The following is a 20,247-nucleotide window of genomic DNA, read 5'->3' on the forward strand; positions in this document are numbered from 1 at the left end:
CAGGAAATTTTTTTCGCGAATATTGTTCGAATGCCAGTGATGGCCATATACCGGCTACTCTGAGATCCGCAGCTCAGTTTTTTGCTCAGAGGCCTTCACCACAGCACGTCCGCCAACAGGGAAGGTAAAGATCGGCGAGACATGCCCAAAATTGACATCGGCGATTACCGGGAGGTGGTTCAGCTCTTTTTTACTCTTAATGATCGAGCGTAATATTTCCGGGGTCATCTGTGAAGCACGCTGAAATCTCCCGATGACCAGAGCCTTTACTTGTGCGAAGCCGGGCTGATGAAGCAGCGACTGCAGGTCGCGGTCAAAGTTCCCCGGGCGGGATTCATAGTCATCTTCCACAAAAAGAATCGCGTCCCTCAGGCTGGGCATAAACTCTGTCCCCTGCAGCAGATTCAGTGTGCATAGATTACCACCAATTATAGTGCCTTCTGCGTAACCTTCGTGAATGGCATAAGGCCCGGCGTTTGCTTCAAATACACGATTTTCCTGATCCAAGAACCAGGCATCATCGCTCCACTGCTCCGAAGGAAATATATCCACTTCTCCATCTTCCATCATCATTTTGACAAAATAATCGGAAGTATATTCATTCCCATGACGCATGGACAGTGTAGAGAAATGAGGGCCGGAGTAGGTGATCAATCCTGTTTTGGCATAAATGGCATTCTGCAGTACCGTAATGTCGGAATACCCGCATAACCGTTTGGGATTCGCTGCAATCAAGCCGAAATCCAGTCCCCGCAGCAGCTGGTTGCAATTGAAACCACCAAGCGTCGTCAATATCCCTTTTACCTTAGGATCGCTGAACGCGCTGTGGAGATCCTCAAGTCTGGAGTCCACCGAAGACGAATCGAAGCCATCTCTTTCATAAGCATGCTTGGAAAAAGAAACGGTAAACCCAAAAGCCTCCAATTTCTTTGTTGCTGCCACGATTTGCTCTTCCGCTATAACCCCTAAGCTCATGGAAGGTGAAATAATCCGGATTTCATCACCGGCTTGCAGTTTTGCTGGCTTCATTGTCTTCACTCCCTTTGTGCTTGATTTGCTCCAGCAGCAGGTCTGTAAGGTCATTTACAGGCAGCGTACCGTCTGCCACATAGTCGGATGAGGGAAGAACGGTATGAAGCATTGCCAAGTATGCCTCCCGGCCTCCACGCAAATACCCTTCCATTTCCCGGGTCACATCGCTGCTTGCGGAATCTTTATACTCTCGGATGAATCTTCTGGCCATAGCCACATCAAGCGGAGTGTCGATAAATATAGCATAATCAATAAACCGGCTTAGTTCGTTATGTACATAGGCGAAAGGATAATCGAGTAAAATATACTCCGGCCGGTCCGCTCCGGCAAGCAGCCCTTTCAGGTCAGCCACCAGGGGTTCAAGCTTCCACTCGTTATAGTCAGCCCCCCGTTCCATCCACCGGTCAAACTCATCAGGCCAAGGGAAATCATAGTCATCAAAAAACAAAGCAGCCGAGTTCACCAGCCGCTCCTGCAAGTTTCTGACGGCAGTCGTTTTGCCGCCGCCTGAGACGGCTGCTATGGCGATAACACAAGTTCTGTCTGTAATGTCCCTCTCCTCCTTTTATACCCGCTTACGATGAAAGGACAGCTGTATAGGCCCGTTTCTCTCTTGATCTTACCACAAGTAGTTTCGGCTGCCATCTGAAAAACTAATATGTAATGTGTTAAAAAAAGAAGATGTCTACCAAGCCATTTGCATGGCTCGGCGGACATCCTCTTATTGTTGTCTGCCGAAGCAGTCTATAATTTATTATTTAATTACGTGAATTGGGTGGCCTTCCACAAGCTCAGCCGCTTCCATGACGATTTCGCCAAGGGTTGGATGCGCGTGGATTGTCAATGCGATGTCTTCGAGCGTAGCGCCCATTTCAATCGCCAGACCCAGTTCAGCAATCAGGTTGGAAGCTTCGATACCCACAATTTGTGCGCCCAATACGAGGTTGTTCTCGCTGTTTGCCACAATCTTGATGAAGCCATCCGGAGCATTCAAGGAAACTGCACGGCCATTACCTGCGAACGGGAATTTGCCGGCTTTTACTTTGTAGCCCTTGTCCTTCGCTTCTTTCTCGGTCAGACCCACACTGGAGCATTCTGGATCGGTGAACACAACAGCCGGGATGACTTTGTAGTCAACAACGGATTTGTGTCCGGAGATCGCTTCAGCAGCGATTTTGCCTTCGTAAGAAGCTTTGTGTGCCAGAGCAAGGCCTGGAACAATATCGCCGATTGCATAGATGTTAGGAATGTTGGTACGGCCCTGGTGGTCAACTTTGATCAAGCCGCGTTCGTCAAGTTCCATACCGATCAGATCCAATCCCAGCTCGCCATCCGTATTTGGACGACGTCCTACAGTTACAAGCAGGTAATCCGCAGTAATTTCCTTGGACTCGCCGCCCACGGAGTATTTCACGGTTACTTCCTTGTCGTTCTGTACAGCACTTTCCGCTTTGGCATTAGTAACAATCTCAATCCCAGTCTTCGCCATGTTCTTGGCAACCAGACGGGTCATATCCTTGTCAAAGCCAGGCAGAACTGTATCCAGACCTTCAATGATGGTTACTTTAGTGCCAAATTTGGAGTACATTTGGCCAAGCTCGGCTCCGATGTAGCCGCCGCCGATAACGATCATGCTCTTCGGAATTTCCGGAAGATCAAGCGCTTCGGTCGAAGACAGAATACGTCCGCCAAATGGGAAAGGCTTCAGTTCGATCGGACGGGAACCTGTAGCAATGATACAGTTGTTGAATTTGTAGCGGGGAGATTCATGTTCATTGAACAAACGGGCTTCGTTTGTATTGATGAACATAGCTTCACCGCTGAATACTTCAATTTTGTTGCCCTTCATCAAACCGGTTACGCCAGTTGTCATTCTTTTGACAACGCCGTTTTTGAATTCCTGTGTTTTTGCCCAGTCCACTTTGACGTTCTCGGCAGTGACACCGAAAACTTCACCGTGCTGTGCAGCTTCGAATTGATGGGCTGCAGAGATCAGAGCCTTGGAAGGAATACATCCGCGGTTCAAACATACACCGCCGAGTTCCGATTTATCCACAATCAGAACTTTCTGGCCGAGCTGGGCGGCACGAATTGCCGCCACATACCCGCCGGGACCTGCACCAATTACCAATGTGTCGATTTCGATTGAAGCGTCTCCGACTACCATTAATTACACCTCCATAACTAACATATCAGGATTTGCGAGCAGGGTCTTAATATAATTCATGAAGTTTTGTGCTGTTGCACCGTCAATGATGCGGTGGTCAAAGCTCAGGGACAGCGCCATAACAGGAGCGGCTACGATTTCGCCGTTCTTCACAACTGGTTTCTCAGTGATACGTCCAGTACCGAGGATCGCCACTTCAGGGAAGTTGATGATCGGTGTAAAGAACATACCGCCAGCGGAACCGATGTTGCTGATGGAGATTGTGCTGCCTCTCATTTCGTTAGCTGCCAACTTACCGTCGCGTCCGCGCACAGCCAGATCGGTAATGCTGCTGGCAATCATCCAGATGCTCTTACGGTCAGCATCCTTGATAACCGGAACGATCAAACCGTTGTCTGTATCTGTAGCGATACCGATGTTGTAGTATTTCTTGTAGACAATTTCATTGGACTCTTCATCAATCATGGCGTTAAGCGCCGGGAATTGACGGGAAGCGGCCACGAGTGCTTTGACGATAAACGGAAGATAAGTCACCTTCACGCCTTTCTTCTCAGCAACTGGTTTCATGCGGGCACGGAAAGCTACCAGCTCGGTAACATCCACTTCGTCCATGATGGTAACGTGAGGCGCAGTGTATGCGGATTTAACCATCGCATTGGAGATCGCTTTACGGATACCCTTGAATGGTACACGTTCTTCTTCAAGGCTTACATTGCCGGATGCTGCTGGTGCAGCTTCTTTGGCCTTGGCTTTTGGTGCTTCCGATGCTGCTGGTGCAGCAGCCGGTGCAACTGCTGCCGGTGCAGCGGAGCCGCCTTTCAGGAAGGCTTCAACATCTTCATGAGTGATCTTGCCGTTCTTGCCGGAGCCGTTCACCTTAGAGATGTCAACACTCTGCTCACGGGCAAACTTGCGCACACTTGGCGTAGCAAGTACATCGCGGTTTGGAGCAGGAACCGCTGCTGGTGCAGCTGCTGCCGTTGCAGTTTCTTGAGCAGCCGGAGCTTCAGCGTGGCCGCCTTCCTGCTGTGGAACTTCGCCTTCAGCAGCAATGATCGCTACAACTTCGCCCACACGGCATACCTGTCCGTCCTTCACACGTACTTCAAGCACTGTGCCGTTAACCGGGCAAGGCACTTCTACTACAGCTTTGTCATTCTGTACTTCCATTACGATATCGTCATCGGTTACTTTATCGCCGACTTTGATATGCATTTTGATAATTTCGCCTTCATGCAGACCTTCGCCCAGTTCAGGGAACCGGTATTCAAAGTTTACAGCGCCGCCAGTTGCAGGGCTGCTGGTTGCCGGAGAAGACTTAGTGTCAGCTCCGCCTTTGGCTGCATCTGCTTCTTGAGTAGCCTGTGCTTCCGCATGGCCGCCCTCCTGCTCAGGAACATCGCCTTCTGCATCAATAATTGCCACTACTTCACCTACGCGGCAGACTTGACCGTCTTTGGTGAAGACTTCAAGCACTGTACCGTTGACCGGACAAGGAACTTCTACAACCGCCTTGTCATTCTGTACTTCCATTACGATATCGTCATCGGTTACTTTATCGCCGGCTTTGATATGCATTTTGATAATTTCGCCTTCATGCAGACCTTCGCCCAGCTCAGGGAACCGGTACTCAAATTTTGCCACCTTGATAACCTCCTAATAGTTATATAGCCGATGCTTCTTCAACCAACTTCTCAGAAACTCGCTTCGAAAACATCCGCTTAGTTTGTGAATACCTCAAAAGCAAATCAGAAACGGGTGCCGCCCTTTTACAAGGACGGCAAGGACGTTTCTTCTTAGAATTCCATAACTTTCTTAACAGCTGCAACTACGCGTGCTGGTGTAGGAATCCAACTATCCTCGATTTGCGCGAACGGATAAATGGTGTCCGGACCGGCAACACGAAGAACTGGCGCTTCCAGATGAAGAATAGCTTTTTCATTGATTTGTGCGATTACCTCTGCAGCCACACCGGAGCTCTTTTGCGCTTCTTGCACAACGATCGCACGGTTTGTCTTCTTCACAGAAGCAACGATGGTATCAATATCAATCGGGCTAACCGTACGCAGATCGATAATTTCAGCCTTGATGCCTTCCTTTTCCAGCTGATCGGCCGCTTTGGTAGCAGTATGTACCATTAGACCGTAAGAGATAATTGTAACATCCGAACCTTCGCGGACAACATTTGCTTTGCCCAGCTCGACGGTATATTCACCTTCAGGCACTTCTGCACGGAATGCATGGTACAGGTTCAAGTGCTCCATGAAGAATACCGGGTCATTGTCACGGATCGAGGCAATCAGAAGTCCCTTTGCATCGTACGGATTGGAAGGAATAACCACTTTGATCCCCGGGCTTTGAGCGATCAGGCCTTCGAGTGAATCGGTATGCAGTTCAGCCGCTTTTACGCCGCCGCCAAATGGAGTACGGAATACTACAGGAGCATTGAATCTGCCCCCGGAACGCCAGCGCAGGCGTGCAGCCTGAACGACGATTTGATCGAGTGCTTCAAAGATGAAACCAACAAACTGGATTTCAGCGATCGGACGGAATCCTTGCACACCCAGACCAAAAGCCAGACCGCCGATGGCAGATTCAGCAAGCGGAGTATCAAAAATACGATCTTCGCCAAATTCTTTTTGCAGCCCTTCCGTTACACGGAAGACGCCCCCTACATTCCCTACATCCTCACCGAAGATAAGAACGTTAGGGTCACGGTTCAGTTCAACGCGCATTGCGTCACGAATTGCTTCTTTCATATTCATTTGTGCCATTGCCTGATATCCCCCTTATTCAAAATCGGCTTTTTGTTCTTCCAGATGTTTCGGAGTTACCTCGAACATGCTGTCGATCAAGCCAGGAACGGTCATTTTTTCGGTTTGCTCTGCTTTTTTAATCTGCTCGTTAACAGTCGCTTTCGCTTCTTCTCTTACGCGCAGCGTATCTTCTTCGGTCCAGAGGCCTTTCTTCTCCAAATACTTGGCAAGACGGGCAATCGGATCCTTCTCGTTCCATTGTCCTTCTTCTTCTTTGGAACGGTATTTGCTGGCGTCATCGGAAAGGGAATGCGGACGGAAACGGTAAGTCACAGCTTCAATCAGCGTAGCTCCTTCGCCTTTGCGTGCGCGTTCTGCAGCTTCCTGCACCGCGGAGATTACTGCAAAGACGTCCATGCCGTCGATCTTAATACCGGGAATACCAGCTGCTACTGCTTTATGTGCAATGGATTTGGCAGCCGTTTGCTTCGCGAACGGAGTCGTAATCGCATAGCCGTTATTTTGAACAAAGAAGATTACCGGCAATTTGAAGCGTCCGGCAAAGTTAAGACCTTCATAGAAGTCGCCTTCGGAAGAACCGCCGTCACCCGTGTAAGTAATAGCAACGTTTTGTTGCTTCTTCAATTTGAAGCCCATTGCAATTCCGGTAGCGTGCAGAATTTGTGCACCGATGATAATCTGAGGCATAAGAACATTTACACCTTCAGGAATCTCACCGCCATGTTGATGGCCGCGGGAATATAGGAAAGCCTGGTATAATGGAAGTCCATGCCATACCAACTGCGGAATGTCACGGTAGCCAGGGCATACGAAATCTTCTTTCTGCAGGGCGTATTCACTGCCCACCATGGTTGCTTCTTGTCCGGATACCGGCGCGTAGAATCCCAGGCGGCCTTGACGACCCAAGTTGACCGCACGGTCATCCCAAGTACGGGTAAATACCATACGATACATGATTTCTTTCAGTTGATCATCGGTAAGTGTAGGCATCTTATCCTTGTTGATAACTTCTCCATCCGGGGAAAGTACCGAAAGGGCCTCTACGTCCTCTGTATACACTTCATAAGGAACTCTAGTCATCATTTTCACCTCAATAAAAAAATTTGAATACCATTTGAATATCTGTGGCCTCTGTTATAGAATTATTATACACCTGTTTTATCTGTTTCGTCAAAGAAATACGCATAAAATTTATGTTTCCATAAATTTTGTATGTATAACAGGTTGATGAATATCCTATAACAGATCAGAGTTTTTTAAGCAAGTAAATGATTAATGCCACATTTACCGCTTGGGTAATTTTAACGCACTGCTACGTTTAATGCAAAATTCGACAAGAAAGGTGACGATTCAGCTATGAGCGAACCTGTTTTTCTGAAACGTACAATTGTTAAGCAAACATTATGGAGTGAATTTCTCCAGGAAGAACGCAGGCTGCGCATTTATCTCCCCCCCGGTTATAACGAAGTCCTCAGTTATCCGGTAGTGTACTGCCAGGATGGCGAGGAGTTCTTCAACTTCGGCCGCATCGCTACTCTTGCCGGGCAGCTGATTGTGGAAGAAGATGTGGAACCTTTCATTATTGTTGGCGTGGAAGTAAATGTCCCCGTGCGGACACAGGAGTATGCCCCCTTTGGCAGCAGGTTCAAGCAATACCTGTCTTGCTTTGCCGAAGAGATTATTCCCTTCATTGAACATAATTATCCGGTTCGCCGCATCCCTGATGAGCGGATCATCGCCGGAGACTCCTTGGGCGGCAGTGTTTCTCTGCATTTGGCACTGGCATATCCCGGGCTTTTCACCCGTGTCCTTAGTCTTTCCGGTGCATATTATCCGGAGTCACGTGAAATCATTGCGCAGGAAGAGGACCTCTCCTGGCTTACTATTAATATGGTAGTAGGACTGCAAGAAACTGAATACCAGACGGATACCGGAGTTTACGATTTCGTGCAGATGAACAGGGATACCAAGGCTTTGCTGGAATCGCGGGGCGCTACAGTATCCTACCGCGAAAAAGACGGGCGTCATCTCTGGGGATTCTGGCAAAAAGAGCTCCCAGAATCATTACTCTATTTCTTCAACTCATGAAACAGGTGAAATGGGCAAAACAGTGAACATACTACGAACGTATGTATGTTCCCTAACTGTTTACGCTTTCAAATCAGGACGGGCATTACGGTGCCCGTCCTTTTTTTGCAAGGACGGCAACCGATATTCTGGAATGTGGCGCCCTGTCTAGAGCTTCTCCGCAATAATCCGCTCCAGCAGTACATCGCAGCCGGCACTGATCAGATCATAGACCTGCTCGAAGTTACCGGTGAAATAAGGGTCTGGTACCTCGCGCAGCTCTTCATCCGGCAGCAAATCCATGAAGAACAGCAGCTCCGCGTCCTTCCCCCCGGGAAGCTTGCGGACATTCTCCCCATTTGATTTGTCCATGCACACTATATATTGAAACTTTTCAAAATCACCGCTGCTAACCAGGCGGGCTGTCATATTCTCATAGCTGATTCCCCACTGATCGAGAATACGGCGGGTTCCTTCATGTGGTGCTTTGCCGATATGCCAGTCACCAGTACCGGCAGAATCCACCGAGATTCTATCGGATAGCTTGCGTTCACCAATTTTATGGCGGAGCACCGCTTCTGCCATAGGCGAGCGGCAAATATTGCCCAGACAAACAAATAATACACTTACGATTTCTCTCACCTCCTGCAATTGTTTCCTCAGTTATTTAATCTGCACATTTCATAAACGAAACGTACTCTATTCATTTTAGCGTTGTCCGCATCAATTGTACAACTTTTCAATCTGCATTATACTTGGTCAGGATGACAAACTATGTAGCAGATTTAAAGGAGGGGATTGTATTGCCATCCAAACGTGTTGTTATTTTTGCCGGCGGCGAGCTGTCAGAGGAGTTTTTACTACTATTAGATGAAGAAGATTTTATTATCGGTGCTGACCGTGGCGCCTTGTTTCTAATATCCCATGGGTATACACCCGACATTGCCGTTGGCGATTTCGACTCTGTCTCCCCAGAAGCACTGCAGCAGATTGAGGCAGGAAGCAAAAAAACCATCACCTGCGACCCTGTGGACAAGGACTTGACCGACAGCGAGATGGCGCTTGAACTTGCACTCAACACCCAGCCCGAGTCGATTCTGCTGATCGGTGTGACCGGCACGCGGATGGACCATACTCTGGCCGGGATCCAGATGATGACAAGAGCACTGCAGCGGCAGGTAAGCTGCTCTGTGATGGATACTCATAATTATATCACCCTGACCGGTTCGCAGGCGCTGGTGCATGAGCGCGGGTATACTTATGTCTCTTTACTCCCTCTGACTCCTGAAGTTACAGGGATTACACTTCAAGGTTTCCAATACCCGCTTACCGATGCCACGCTTAAGCTTGGCCAGTCTCTTGCCGTAAGCAACCGTCTGATAGAGGAGTGCGGAACAGTTACTATTGAGAGCGGTCTGCTACTGATTATTCAGAGTAAAGATTGATTTACATATGAATTCGGAGACACCGTTGTAACCTTTGTTTCAAAATGAAAAAGCTGGGATTACCCTTGTCACAAAGGGGTTTCCGGCTTTTTTTGTATCGAAATAACTGTCAAATATTAATATTTTGTAACTTTTAATGCGATTTTAATAAAACGCTTACAACCCATATCCAGCTTGGTTTTGAAGCCTCTGTTCCATATTTTAGGGCATGTATAACCTGCTATACTACAAAACAGAGAAAGACGAATGAAAGATAGATACAAACCTGGGAGGTATTACAACATGAAAAAGCAACAATGGTTTAAGCAAGCAATCGTCGTAGGAATGTGCACCACAATTGGCCTGAGTACACTGATGGTTACAGGAGCCGGCACAGCACCCGTTGCTGCTGCATCCGTGACGTCGTCCTCTACTGGACAAAAGGTTGTTAATTTCGGCAAAAACTATCTGGGTACCCGTTATCAGTTCGGCGCATCCACTTCTACTACCAGATATTTTGACTGCTCTTCCTTTACCAAATACATTTTCGCCAAATATGGCGTCAATCTGCCGCGCACATCTGTAGCGCAATCGAAAGTCGGAACCTCTGTTTCTAAAGCTAACCTTCGTCCAGGTGATCTGGTATTTTTCTCCAGTGGCAGCAGAGCTAACGGCAGAAACGTAACTCACGTAGCCGTATATGCAGGAAATGGCAAGATTCTTCACACTTATGGCTCACCGGGTGTAACGATTTCGGATTTGAACTCCGGAAACTGGAAAAGAACCTACCTTAAAGCCCGTCGTGTACTGTAGTTTTCTATAAATAGTTTTCAGCGCTTACCCTGCACCGGAAGTCAGTCCGTCTCTACCCCTTCCGGTGCGCGCATTACATATCCGGTTCCACGTACGGTATGAATCAGCTTATTGCGATGGCCCTTGTCCACTTTCAACCGGATATGCCGGATGTAGACATCTACTACATTCGTATCCGCTTGAAAATGGTATCCCCAGACATGCTTTAGAATCTCGCCGCGGGGACAAATTTCCCCCAAATGCACGGCAAGGTAATACAGCAGATCAAATTCTTTGGGGGTCAGTGTAAGGGAATTTCCGTCCCGGCTAACCAGCCTGCGGCTGGGGTCCAGCACCAGTCCATCGACCTTAAGCCGTGTCTCATGGCCCCTCCGGTGTCCGGTGAGCCATAACAGATTCATTACCCTGCATTTGAACTCGCCTGCATGAAACGGCTTCTTCAAGTATTCATTGCCGCCCGCCTCAAAAGCCGCAACTACCTCTCCTTCCGAATTGCCGCCGGATATGACTACTACTGGCAGAAACACGCCCCGTTCTCTAAGATCCGCAACAATTTCCCATCCCTCCCATCCTCGGGCATCGTACAGCTCCGTTAAGAGCAGTACGGGCTCCACTCTGGACAGCATTAAGCGAAGATCCTCAAGATCTTCGCTTAATGCTGTTTGCAGTCCAAGCTCATGCAGAGTGAGCTCAATGAATTGATGCTCCTCTTCTCTCCTGGTTCTGTCTTCCGCAGATTCTTTACTGCCAAGGACTGCCCCGGGCGCAAACCATACGACTACCTCATTCATGGACATCCCCGCCTCACTCATCGTTCGATAGCGGCCGTACGGCCGCAGATATTCATTAGATTTCCCGCAAAGCAAAGAGACCATTCCTCAGAAATGGTCTCTTTGCTGACTTCTATTAACAATTATTTCACGAAATCAATCTCCTGAAAGCCCGCCACCTCAGTGTCCCAGCGTTCACGCACAAAAGCCTGATGACTGGGATGATTATTATAGGCCTCGTAAGCCTCCTGATTATCGAACTCCATCGAGAAGCCAAAGTCATATTCACATTTGGCACTCACCTGGCGCAGCACCTCAAAATTGCGCACCACCGGAATAGCGCTGAGAATATCCTCTCCGGCTCTCAGAAATGCCGCCGTTTCTTCAGAATTCACCGGATGTTTTAACGTAAAGATTGCCATGTGACGGATCGTTCCATTGTTCATGCTATCCTCTCTCCTTCATTATCCGAAATACCGGTGATAAAAGCTGCGGGCTGCTGCAATATCACTGGTTCCATGAATCAAAGCTCGTCCATCAGTAAAAATGACCATGCGGTAAGGCCCATCCGTATAGGAGACAAGATAAGGATTGCTCTCTACCTTGCCGGCCCCCAGTCTGGACAGCCGGTCTGCCGTTTCCTGCAGATTCAGCTTCTGCCGCCGCGCCGGACGGATCTGCACGGTGTCCCGGCCACAAAGCACATCGCTCCGTTCCGTATTCGCCGCTGTCAGATAAGGATAAACCGGCTGGCTGCCGCAGGACGGACAATCACTCTTCTTGGCAGCTTTGACACCGATCTCCTGATGTTCATTGCGCCACACATCAAAGGTCAGCAGCTTGTTGCGAAGCTGTTCCTTCCGTCCTCCGAGCAGCTTCAGCGCCTCTGCTGTAGCGTTAGCAGTAACGAGCTGCACTGCCTGCGGCAGAATCCCCGCTGTATCACAGGTATCCCCACCCAGAGGTATAGTCCCCAGCAGGCAGTTCAGACATGGTGTTTCTCCAGGCAGAATCGTATAGGTAATACCATAGCTGCCTACGCAGCCCCCATAGATCCAGGGAATGCCGTACTTCATCGCCATATCATTTATAATTAGCCGGGTATCAAAGTTATCAGTGCCATCCATGATGAGGTCCACGCCGTGAAGCAGGCTTTCCAGTTCTTCGGCACGTACATCCAGCACATGCGCTTCAACCTTTATTTCAGAATTGATGTTCTCCAGTCTGGATTTGGCCGCTTCCGCTTTGGGCATACGCCCGATAGCGTCCTCCTCAGTGTACAGTTGCTGGCGCTGCAGATTGCTCCACTCCACATAATCACGGTCGGCAAGAATCAGGCGTCCCACTCCGCAGCGCGCCAGTGTCTCGGCAATCCCCGTGCCAAGCGCTCCAGCTCCAACAATAAGTACGCTGGAACGTGCCAGGCCCTGCTGCCCCTCTATCCCGAAAGGTGTAAAGCGTACCTGGCGTGAATATCGTCCATCCCGGCCTGAAGAATGGACAGCAGACTCTTTTTCATGTTCATTATGGCTCATCCCGGAAACAGCCCCCCATATTTAAAAGCCGGGGAACAGCACCAATAACATTGCTCTTCCCCGGACTTTGAAATTCAACTATACAGATTGCGCCGACCACTGCTCAACATCCCAAGTCTTTGTCACCCAATCTTCGTAGAAATCAGGTTCATGAGATACGAGCAGAATGGTACCTTTGTATTCCTGCAGGGCACGCTTCAGCTCTGCTTTGGCGACGATATCAAGGTGATTTGTAGGCTCGTCGAATAAAATCCAATTGCTTTCGCGCATCATCAGCTTACATATACGCACCTTCGCCTGTTCCCCACCGCTCAACATGCTCAGCGGACGGGTAATATGCTCATTTTTCAATCCGCAACGGGCCAGATGGGCGCGCACTTCATGCTGATTGAGACTGGAAAATTCATTCCAGACATCATCAATCGGTGTAATGTTAGCAGCCTTAACCTCCTGCTGGAAGTAGGCGGAACTGAGGAAATCGCCCAAGTACGTTTTTCCGCTGTAAGCGGGAAGCACGCCGAGAATCGTCTTCAGCAGCGTGGATTTACCTACACCGTTGCAGCCGACAATTGCAATCTTATCCCCGCGTTCAATCGTCATATTCAGCTTTGGCAGCAGCGGACGGTCGTAGCCAATCTCGAAGTCGATGCCTTCGAATACAGTCTTGCCGCTGGCCCGGCTTTCCTTGAACGAAAACGTCGGCTTGGCCGCTTCTTCTGGACGTTCAATCCGTTCCAGACGGTCGAGCTGCTTCTCACGGCTCTTCGCCCGACCCGAGGTGGAAGCGCGCGCCTTGTTTCGCTGAATGAAATCCTCTTGCTTCTTAATGAACTCCTGCTGCTTCTCATAAGCATCAATATGCTGGTTTTTGTTCATGTCAGCCATATCAAGGAATTGCTCATAGTTGGCCGTATAGCGGGTCAGCTTGGCAAATTCAAGATGGTACACAACATTAACAACCTTGTTCATAAATTCTGTATCATGGGAAATCAGCAAAAAGGCATACGGATACTGCTTCAGGTAGTTGGTAAGCCAGTCAATATGCTCCACGTCCAGATAGTTGGTAGGCTCATCGAGCAGCAGCACATTCGGTTTCTCCAGCAGCAGCTTGGCCAGCAGCACCTTAGTCCGCTGTCCTCCGCTGAGCGAAGCGACATCACGATCCAGGCCAATCGCCGTCAATCCCAGCCCGTTGCCCATTTCCTCAACCTTCACATCAATCAAATAGAAATCTCCGATATCCAGCTGTTCCTGGATTTCCCCCATCTGTTCCAGCAGCAGTTCCAGCTCTTCCGGAGAGGCATCGCCCATTTTCTCGGTAATCGCCATCATATCATTTTCCAGCTCAAGCAGCGGCAGGAAAGCATCCTTCAGCACATCGCGCACGGTTTTACCCGGCGTAAGATTAGTATGTTGATCCAGATAGCCATAACGCACCTTGGGAGTCCATTCCACTCTCCCGCTATCCTTCAGCAAAGTTCCGGTCAAAATATTCATCAGCGTCGATTTGCCGACGCCATTCGCCCCCACCAGTCCAACACGCTCTCCGTCGAGCAGCCGGAAATTCACATTCTTGAAGAGCTGCCGGTCTCCGAAGTTGTGGGAAACGTCTTCTACTGTAAGTAAACTCATAAATTCTCCGTAAGCTCCTATCTATATTTAAAAATAAGCAGTATTCTGTCAATACATACAACGACCATTTTAGCACAAGTAAGCGCCAGCCTGAAATAGGAATTTAACTGAAGGAAAGATCTATTGCAATATAATTCCAATCATTCATTTTCTTTTCTGAAAGAAACCATAGCGTTTTTCAGAATTCTTCTTCTTCACGCTTTCACTTAGCAGTTCATCCAGAACCTCCAGCAGCTTCCCTTTCCGTTGAAAAGGATCCTGCTGGAGCGGCAAACCGTATACCCTCCCAATACCGAGCGCAGATTCCAGCAACAGCGCTGCAGATTTCCCAGCAAACGGCAGACAAATCCGCCACTTCGGCTGTGGTGCAAGCCCGCTGCGGCGCAGCCAGTGAAGAGTATCTTCCAGTCTCCATTCGGCTCCCGATGTAATCAGCATCGGAACATCGCTGGCCGTGAACGCCTCAAACGCTGCCTCATAACCGCCTGTTCCAAGGTCGAGTACTACAAACTGATATCCCATCTCCAGTATTTCTGTCATATTCCCATGTTCTGGACGCTGCCAGAAATGCAGCTCTTTCCATTCCAGAGGAAGGACTTTACTAGTGGGGAATCCCCCGGCCACCGGAAAATCAAACAGGCTGCGGATACGATCATAAACGGATGAATCCGGGCTGAAATCCACCCAGGCCGTCATCCCCCTCCTGGAAAGGCTGCTGGCCACTGCCAGAGAAGTATGTGTCGTGCCGAGGCCCGAAGCTGTCCCGAGCAGCGTCACAATGATCGCTTTCCATTTCGTCTCCGGGCCGGAAATCCGCATCTCCCGGAATGTGTAATTCTCCGCCGCCGCTTCAATCGGCTCCAGCGCAAGCAGCACCTCCTCGGCGCTTTGATATCTTTCTTCGGGATGATGGCGCAGCAAACGTCTGATGACAGGAATCAGTTTATCCGGAATTACCCGGCGCAGCTTGGCCTCCATGCCCGGTTGCCAGCGGCTGTATTGACCGGCAGAAGCCATATACAACATTAGCGCTCCCAAACCATAGAGGTCTGAGAAAGGCCCGCTCTGTCCGCTGCCGTATTGTTCCGGGGCGGCGAAGCCGACGGTCCCCAGCTTCTCGGTATCTTCACCTGCACCGCTTCTGTAGCTGCGTGCAATACCAAAATCAATCAGCATCAGCGAATTCGTTCCGGTCAGCATAATATTGGAGGGCTTCAAATCACGGTAAATAATCGGCGGCTGATGCCCGTGTAAATAACACAATATCTCCAGCAGCTGTTTGACATAGCTGATCAGACGTTCAGTCTGTATCGGTACAGGATGCCCGGCCATATACTGGCTAAGGGTCACACCTTCGATATAATCCATAACCAGATAACAATATCCTTCTTCATCCGGAGGGTAGAAGTCGGCCACTCTCGGGAATAGCTTGTGGTTCAGCGAGATAAGCATATCTGCTTCCGCCAGAACGGATCCGTAATTCCCTTCGCCTTCAAAGCACATGCTTTCCTTCACGGCCCAGCGTTTGCCCGCCAGCCGTATATCCTCCGCCAGATATACATAACTCATTCCCCCCGTACCGATTAAAGCAGTGATTTGGTATCTGTCTCCAAGAACCTGCCCCACAGCAAGCTTCGATTCGTAATTCATCCTCATTTCCTCCTTGTCCCTAGCCTGATACAAACAAAAAAAGAGGGAGAGCCACCGTTATACAAGCTTAACCCGGCGATTCGCCGGAAGCGTAGATAACGGGATGCTTTCCCTCTAAAAACTAAATTATTTATAGAATGAACTAATGCTGTTACCTAAACAAAGATTCACTTAATACTTGATCATATACAGTGTAATCTCGTCACGGTTATGAAACAGCTGCTTCGCCCGCTGAATCTGCATCCGTTCACCCTCAAACATACTGATGATTTCCTTAATCATCGCCAGTGGCTTCTTATGCATTAGCTTCACTGTAACAACCGCCGTTCCACCCGGCGTGAGACTGTGCAGCAGCCCCGTAACCAGCTTCGCCATCAGCTTGGGGCTCCAGCTCATATCGCAGACCAGCAGATCAAACTCATTCTCGCGGAATTTCACTTCACCCGCATTTTTGCGCAGAATCTTCAGTCCTGGCTGATTGCGCAGCGATTCATGCATCAGTGCCGGGTCAACAGCCGTCACCTTGAGGCCGCGCTCCAGCAGGAATGATGTCCAGCCGCCCGGAGAAGCGCCAATATCGACCGCATTGCGAAAGCTGGAGAACGGAATGGCAAATTCCTTCTCCGCTTCCATCAGCTTAAACTTCGCACGCGAAATTTGCCCATCTTCTTTGCGGAAACGGATCATTCCTCCGTTCCAGCTGGACAGGTTGTCCTCAGGCCGGGACACTCCGGCATACAGCGCCTCTCCGTCTGCATAAACAGATATAACCCACGCCGGTTCCTGTACGGTGAATTCCGCACCCAGACTCACGAGCTGCTCCTGCAGCCATTCCCGAAGCTCGCCGGGGCTGTCCTGCCAGAAGGAGCTTCCGCCTTTGCGCACATGCAGCGAAACCTTCTCGCCTTCCAATTCTTTGCGCCGGCTCAGATAGGCTACGAGCCGTTCCAGGGCAGACGGGTTGCCCTGATCCTGGAACTGCACGGGTTGAATATGCCGCAGAAAGATCGGCAGATTCTGCGCCAGCTGGCTGGATACCTCTTCCGGCTCCGCTTCCAGTGTCGCCAAGAAGATCTCACCCGGCAGCAGCAGCGTACTCTTCACCGCGCCGAACAGGCGGCGGAGTTCTTCCTGGGCATATGGTGCAAAGCCGTGATTGGCGGTGCAGATATAACGTGAAAGGGTCTTTTCTTCCGGAGCAGCTGTCTGCTCACCGTTCTCTTGTATACTATCGTTCAAATCATTTGCCTCCAGGTCTGATTTTAATCCAGGGACGACCGCTATCCCATTCAACTTCTACGGGAATATCAAAAGTAGCCAAGATCATTTCTTTGGTTAATACTTCTTCTTTGGGGCCGGAGCCTGCCAGCTTCCCGTCACGGATCAGCGCCACATGGGTAAAGAGCGGCACAATCTCTTCCACATGATGTGTAACGTAAACTACAGATACATCACGCTGCTTCAGCTTGTCGATCTCGGCGAGCATTTTTTCCCGCTCGTATAGATCAAGGCCAGCACAGGGCTCATCCATAATCAGCAGCTTCGGTTCGGCCATCAGGCAGCGGGCCAGCATCGCCTTTTTGCGTTCTCCTTGAGACAAGGTGCCAAACGGATGATAGGCCATTTCTCCAAGATTCATCTCTTCAAGCAGCCTTTTCGCCTGATCCTGAACAGATTGTGGAATCGCCTGATAAAATCGCAGATAAGCATAAGCACCGGTAGCTACCACTTCCCACACGGGGTCGGTAAGCGACAGCTTTTCCATCAGCGACGGGCCGATATAGCCGATTTCCTTGCGCACTTCACGCAGATCGCACTGGCCGTATTTATAGCCCAGAACCTCAACGGATCCGCTGCTTGGAAACAAATAACCAGTCATCATCTCCAGAATCGTTGTTTTGCCGGAACCGTTCCTTCCAAGAATAACCCAGTTTTCGCCTTGCTTCATTTCCAGCGACACATCATCAAGAATCTGGCTTTGCTCCCGTCTAAGGGTAAGATGTTGTAAAGATATCATTTATGAGGTCACTCTCCTTATGTATTCCAGCACTTGTTCTACAGAACCCATTGCATAATGAATCTCCGGTTCGGAGCAGCGGTCCGCCGGGACCACCAGCAGTGCAGGGACACTTGAAATACGGTAGAGGTTCACAAGCTCCGGAAGCATGTTCACATTCCCGCCAGCCATTAGCAAATCCCGGGGCAGCAGATGAGCCGCTACCTCCAGCATCCGCCGGGCAGCCTTACAGGTCCCGCATAGCGGGGTATACAGAAAAACAGCAAGCGGTTCGCGCCTCTGCTCCAGCAAGCCCAGCAGCTCGGATTGATTCATTTCAGTAATTTCAGTCATATGCATCCCGCTCCTGCAGCAATTTCCATTAGCTTTTCAGCTGTGACCGGGCCATAATGCAGTACGCTTCCCTCAGGTCTTGCAGCATACAACAACTCATACATCTCTTTGCGGCCAGCAGCACTTGAGGTATGCAGATAGATCTCCCGGGGATGCAAGCCTTCCAGCACGATTCGTCTGGCCACTTCAGCCCCGTTGTAATCTTCCGGCCCCATATCATAATCCAGTGACAGGATACCGACCTCGCATTCACGCAAGAGCAGCAGACATTCTTCCGTTGTCCGGGCCAGCGTGAAGCCGGTAGGCAGCTTTCTTAGATCATCCATATAAATATTTATCACGGTCTGTCCTCCGCTTCATACCAGTCCAGCACGGCAGCAATCTCCTGGCGGTGGGTGCCGTCCGGCCCCTTTTCGGTTTCCAAGGCAACTGCCTGATGACGAAACGGCTCTGAGGTCAGCAGCTTCCGCAGATTCTCTGCACCAATATGGCCTTGTCCGATCGGCGCGTGCCTGTCCCGGCGCAGCCCATAGGGATAAAGGGAATCATTCAGATGTACGGCAACGAGATGCGGCCAGTAATTCAGCGCAGCCCCCCGTTCCAGCAGTTCCTCCGTATGCTGCGGATTCCAGATCCCCGATGCAAAAGCATGACAGGTATCAAAACAAAATCCGATCTTCTCCGGAAAGCGGCTAAGCTCACGTACCTTAACCAGCTCTTCCAGCGTCATGCCTTCATTGCCATGATTCCCGGCCTGATTCTCAATCAGCAGTTTGGTCCGGCCATTCCAGGCGACCAGCGTGTCATTCATACATTGTATAATATTTTGATAGCCTTGTAACGGCTCTATTCCGGCAAAATGTCCGAAATGCACGACTATCCCCAGCGAACCGCAGGCCTCCGCGATTTCCAGATCATTCAGCAGCGATGCCACCATGATCTCCCGGGAAGCCGCACCATTGGTTCCGGCCGCCATATTCGTCGGGTAAGGAGTATGCGCGATAGACACGATTCCCTTCTCCCTGCAGAAGGCAGCGCAGTCCTCGGCATCCCTCCTGTCCACCGGCTTCAGCTTCAGACTGCGCGGATTCTTCGGAAAATATTGAAAACACGCCGCACCGCTCTCCCAGGCGAACCGGGCCGCACGCCCGTATCCGCCGCGAATGCTGACATGAGCCCCAATTTTGGGGCTATTCTTCATGCTGGCAATCCGGGCAATAGAACACTTTACGCCCGGATTGCTCCGTCTTAATTATCGTTCCCCCGCCGCGCAGGCATGGTTCGCCCTCCCGGTCATATACCTTGCACTGGTCATTGTAAGAGCCGGTAACTGTATCGCCGGCCATAAACGGCATCTCCATATAACCGCCGATTTCCGTTGCCTCCGTCAGTACCTTGCGGATACTGTCATACAAGCGTGTAATCGCCTCGGGCGATAGATTCTGAACCAATACCAAGGGCAGCAGCCTTGCCTCAAAAGCAATTTCATCGGCGTAGCAGTTGCCGATGCCGGCCATAACCTGCTGGTTCACGAGCAGGCTCTTAAGTGCGCCGCGGCGTCCCTTCAGCAGCCCTGCGAAACGCTCCGCGGTCATTCTGCGGTCCAGAAGCTCAGGGCCCAGCTTGCCCATTGCCGCTTCGCTTTCCTTAACCGACAACAGATGAAGGTATCCGAGCCGCAAACCCATAAAGTACAGAATGTGCTCACCGAAGGCCAATTCCACCTGTGTACTGCGATCCGGACGTTCTTCCTCGGTTCCATAGTAAAGCAATCCGCCGAGCATTAAATGCAGCAGCAGCCTGCGGCCATCGTGAAGGTGGAACAGAATATGCTTGGCACGGCGTTCTACAAACACAATGCGCGCACCTACCAGTGCGTTGACAAAGGCTTCAGTGTCCATATTTATTGTTTTTTCCCTATTCACAGTTACACCCGTAATTGGAACATTTATAAGATGCTGGCTTAGCAGCTTTCGGTAATTCTCCATTTCCGGCAGTTCCGGCATATTCACATCGTCCCTTCTAGGTTG

21 protein-coding genes are annotated in these 20,247 nt (G+C 50.1%); 3 read left to right on the forward strand and 18 right to left on the reverse strand.

Annotated features, from left to right (window positions below):
- Positions 1–54: 54 nt before the first annotated feature.
- From NSS79_RS19045 to pdhA, 6 genes are all read right to left on the reverse strand, one after another.
- On the reverse strand, positions 55–1,029 hold the full coding sequence (locus tag NSS79_RS19045; protein ID WP_342435722.1) for a S66 peptidase family protein: 975 nt from the start codon (positions 1,027–1,029) through the stop codon (positions 55–57).
- Complete coding sequence (locus NSS79_RS19050) at positions 1,001–1,495, reverse strand: hypothetical protein (RefSeq protein ID WP_342435723.1); 495 nt, start codon at positions 1,493–1,495, stop codon at positions 1,001–1,003. The genes NSS79_RS19045 and NSS79_RS19050 overlap by 29 nt, the downstream gene beginning before the upstream one ends.
- A gap of 291 nt (positions 1,496–1,786) precedes the next feature.
- Positions 1,787–3,199, reverse strand: a complete 1,413-nt coding sequence (gene lpdA / locus NSS79_RS19055) for a dihydrolipoyl dehydrogenase (protein ID WP_038592917.1) — start codon at positions 3,197–3,199, stop codon at positions 1,787–1,789.
- A gap of 3 nt (positions 3,200–3,202) precedes the next feature.
- A complete protein-coding gene (locus NSS79_RS19060; protein ID WP_342435724.1) occupies positions 3,203–4,843 on the reverse strand; it encodes a 2-oxo acid dehydrogenase subunit E2 in 1,641 nt (546 codons plus the stop codon).
- 152 nt (positions 4,844–4,995) lie between these two features.
- Positions 4,996–5,973, reverse strand: a complete 978-nt coding sequence (locus NSS79_RS19065) for an alpha-ketoacid dehydrogenase subunit beta (protein ID WP_340897948.1) — start codon at positions 5,971–5,973, stop codon at positions 4,996–4,998.
- 15 nt (positions 5,974–5,988) lie between these two features.
- Positions 5,989–7,056 (reverse strand): pyruvate dehydrogenase (acetyl-transferring) E1 component subunit alpha, encoded by a 1,068-nt coding sequence (pdhA, locus tag NSS79_RS19070; protein ID WP_038592926.1) that lies wholly within the window; start codon positions 7,054–7,056, stop codon positions 5,989–5,991.
- A gap of 276 nt (positions 7,057–7,332) precedes the next feature.
- Between pdhA and NSS79_RS19075 the strand changes: the two genes are divergently transcribed.
- Positions 7,333–8,064: an alpha/beta hydrolase-fold protein gene (locus tag NSS79_RS19075; protein ID WP_342435725.1), complete on the forward strand. Its 732-nt coding sequence runs from the start codon at positions 7,333–7,335 to the stop codon at positions 8,062–8,064.
- 147 nt (positions 8,065–8,211) lie between these two features.
- On the opposite strand, the gene NSS79_RS19080 is transcribed toward NSS79_RS19075, so the two are convergent.
- The gene (locus NSS79_RS19080; RefSeq protein ID WP_038599989.1) at positions 8,212–8,676 is read right to left on the reverse strand and encodes a low molecular weight protein-tyrosine-phosphatase; all 465 of its coding nucleotides are present in this window, start codon (positions 8,674–8,676) and stop codon (positions 8,212–8,214) included.
- 170 nt (positions 8,677–8,846) lie between these two features.
- Between NSS79_RS19080 and NSS79_RS19085 the strand changes: the two genes are divergently transcribed.
- Together NSS79_RS19085 and NSS79_RS19090 are read left to right on the forward strand one after the other, a co-directional pair.
- Entirely contained in the window at positions 8,847–9,488 is a 642-nt protein-coding gene (locus NSS79_RS19085) for a thiamine diphosphokinase (protein WP_038592932.1), read from the forward strand.
- 282 nt (positions 9,489–9,770) lie between these two features.
- On the forward strand, positions 9,771–10,280 hold the full coding sequence (locus NSS79_RS19090; RefSeq protein ID WP_342435726.1) for a C40 family peptidase: 510 nt from the start codon (positions 9,771–9,773) through the stop codon (positions 10,278–10,280).
- Positions 10,281–10,321: 41 nt separating this feature from the next.
- On the opposite strand, the gene NSS79_RS19095 is transcribed toward NSS79_RS19090, so the two are convergent.
- The 11 genes from NSS79_RS19095 to NSS79_RS19145 form a co-directional block, all read right to left on the reverse strand.
- Positions 10,322–11,071 carry a response regulator transcription factor gene (locus NSS79_RS19095; protein WP_342435727.1) on the reverse strand — a complete coding sequence of 250 codons (750 nt, stop codon included), beginning with the start codon at positions 11,069–11,071 and terminating at the stop codon, positions 10,322–10,324.
- Between the two features lie 122 nt (positions 11,072–11,193).
- Positions 11,194–11,496: a Dabb family protein gene (locus NSS79_RS19100; RefSeq protein WP_038592937.1), complete on the reverse strand. Its 303-nt coding sequence runs from the start codon at positions 11,494–11,496 to the stop codon at positions 11,194–11,196.
- Positions 11,497–11,514: 18 nt separating this feature from the next.
- A complete protein-coding gene (locus NSS79_RS19105; protein WP_342435728.1) occupies positions 11,515–12,585 on the reverse strand; it encodes a ThiF family adenylyltransferase in 1,071 nt (356 codons plus the stop codon).
- A 78-nt stretch (positions 12,586–12,663) separates the two neighbouring features.
- On the reverse strand, positions 12,664–14,217 hold the full coding sequence (locus tag NSS79_RS19110; RefSeq protein WP_342435729.1) for an ABC-F family ATP-binding cassette domain-containing protein: 1,554 nt from the start codon (positions 14,215–14,217) through the stop codon (positions 12,664–12,666).
- Positions 14,218–14,361: 144 nt separating this feature from the next.
- A complete protein-coding gene (locus tag NSS79_RS19115; RefSeq protein WP_342435730.1) occupies positions 14,362–15,867 on the reverse strand; it encodes a serine/threonine-protein kinase in 1,506 nt (501 codons plus the stop codon).
- Positions 15,868–16,038: 171 nt separating this feature from the next.
- Positions 16,039–17,106, reverse strand: a complete 1,068-nt coding sequence (locus NSS79_RS19120) for an SAM-dependent methyltransferase (RefSeq protein ID WP_342435732.1) — start codon at positions 17,104–17,106, stop codon at positions 16,039–16,041.
- Position 17,107: 1 nt separating this feature from the next.
- Positions 17,108–17,884 carry an ATP-binding cassette domain-containing protein gene (locus NSS79_RS19125; RefSeq protein WP_342435733.1) on the reverse strand — a complete coding sequence of 259 codons (777 nt, stop codon included), beginning with the start codon at positions 17,882–17,884 and terminating at the stop codon, positions 17,108–17,110.
- Entirely contained in the window at positions 17,885–18,217 is a 333-nt protein-coding gene (locus NSS79_RS19130) for a thioredoxin family protein (RefSeq protein WP_342435734.1), read from the reverse strand.
- Entirely contained in the window at positions 18,214–18,558 is a 345-nt protein-coding gene (locus NSS79_RS19135) for a cyclic-phosphate processing receiver domain-containing protein (protein ID WP_342435735.1), read from the reverse strand. Before NSS79_RS19135 ends, NSS79_RS19130 begins: the two co-directional genes overlap by 4 nt.
- Positions 18,555–19,418: a deoxyribonuclease IV gene (locus NSS79_RS19140; protein WP_342435736.1), complete on the reverse strand. Its 864-nt coding sequence runs from the start codon at positions 19,416–19,418 to the stop codon at positions 18,555–18,557. The genes NSS79_RS19135 and NSS79_RS19140 overlap by 4 nt, the downstream gene beginning before the upstream one ends.
- On the reverse strand, positions 19,408–20,223 hold the full coding sequence (locus NSS79_RS19145; protein ID WP_342440401.1) for a DNA-formamidopyrimidine glycosylase family protein: 816 nt from the start codon (positions 20,221–20,223) through the stop codon (positions 19,408–19,410). Before NSS79_RS19145 ends, NSS79_RS19140 begins: the two co-directional genes overlap by 11 nt.
- Between the last annotated feature and the right edge of the window lie 24 nt (positions 20,224–20,247).

Origin of the sequence: Paenibacillus sp. FSL L8-0436 (assembly GCF_038593025.1) — a bacterium.
Taxonomy (GTDB): domain Bacteria; phylum Bacillota; class Bacilli; order Paenibacillales; family Paenibacillaceae; genus Paenibacillus_AQ.

Coding starts and splice junctions, on each gene's coding strand:
- NSS79_RS19145 (WP_342440401.1), bottom strand. CDS start 20,223: ATGCCGGAACTGCCGGAAATGGAGAATTACCGAAAGCTGCTAAGCCAG.
- NSS79_RS19125 (WP_342435733.1), bottom strand. CDS start 17,884: ATGATATCTTTACAACATCTTACCCTTAGACGGGAGCAAAGCCAGATT.
- NSS79_RS19090 (WP_342435726.1), top strand. CDS start 9,771: ATGAAAAAGCAACAATGGTTTAAGCAAGCAATCGTCGTAGGAATGTGC.
- NSS79_RS19105 (WP_342435728.1), bottom strand. CDS start 12,585: ATGAGCCATAATGAACATGAAAAAGAGTCTGCTGTCCATTCTTCAGGC.
- NSS79_RS19140 (WP_342435736.1), bottom strand. CDS start 19,418: ATGAAGAATAGCCCCAAAATTGGGGCTCATGTCAGCATTCGCGGCGGA.
- pdhA (WP_038592926.1), bottom strand. CDS start 7,056: ATGACTAGAGTTCCTTATGAAGTGTATACAGAGGACGTAGAGGCCCTT.
- NSS79_RS19095 (WP_342435727.1), bottom strand. CDS start 11,071: ATGAATGAGGTAGTCGTATGGTTTGCGCCCGGGGCAGTCCTTGGCAGT.
- NSS79_RS19130 (WP_342435734.1), bottom strand. CDS start 18,217: ATGACTGAAATTACTGAAATGAATCAATCCGAGCTGCTGGGCTTGCTG.
- NSS79_RS19065 (WP_340897948.1), bottom strand. CDS start 5,973: ATGGCACAAATGAATATGAAAGAAGCAATTCGTGACGCAATGCGCGTT.
- NSS79_RS19110 (WP_342435729.1), bottom strand. CDS start 14,217: ATGAGTTTACTTACAGTAGAAGACGTTTCCCACAACTTCGGAGACCGG.
- NSS79_RS19100 (WP_038592937.1), bottom strand. CDS start 11,496: ATGAACAATGGAACGATCCGTCACATGGCAATCTTTACGTTAAAACAT.
- NSS79_RS19075 (WP_342435725.1), top strand. CDS start 7,333: ATGAGCGAACCTGTTTTTCTGAAACGTACAATTGTTAAGCAAACATTA.
- lpdA (WP_038592917.1), bottom strand. CDS start 3,199: ATGGTAGTCGGAGACGCTTCAATCGAAATCGACACATTGGTAATTGGT.
- NSS79_RS19045 (WP_342435722.1), bottom strand. CDS start 1,029: ATGAAGCCAGCAAAACTGCAAGCCGGTGATGAAATCCGGATTATTTCA.
- NSS79_RS19115 (WP_342435730.1), bottom strand. CDS start 15,867: ATGAATTACGAATCGAAGCTTGCTGTGGGGCAGGTTCTTGGAGACAGA.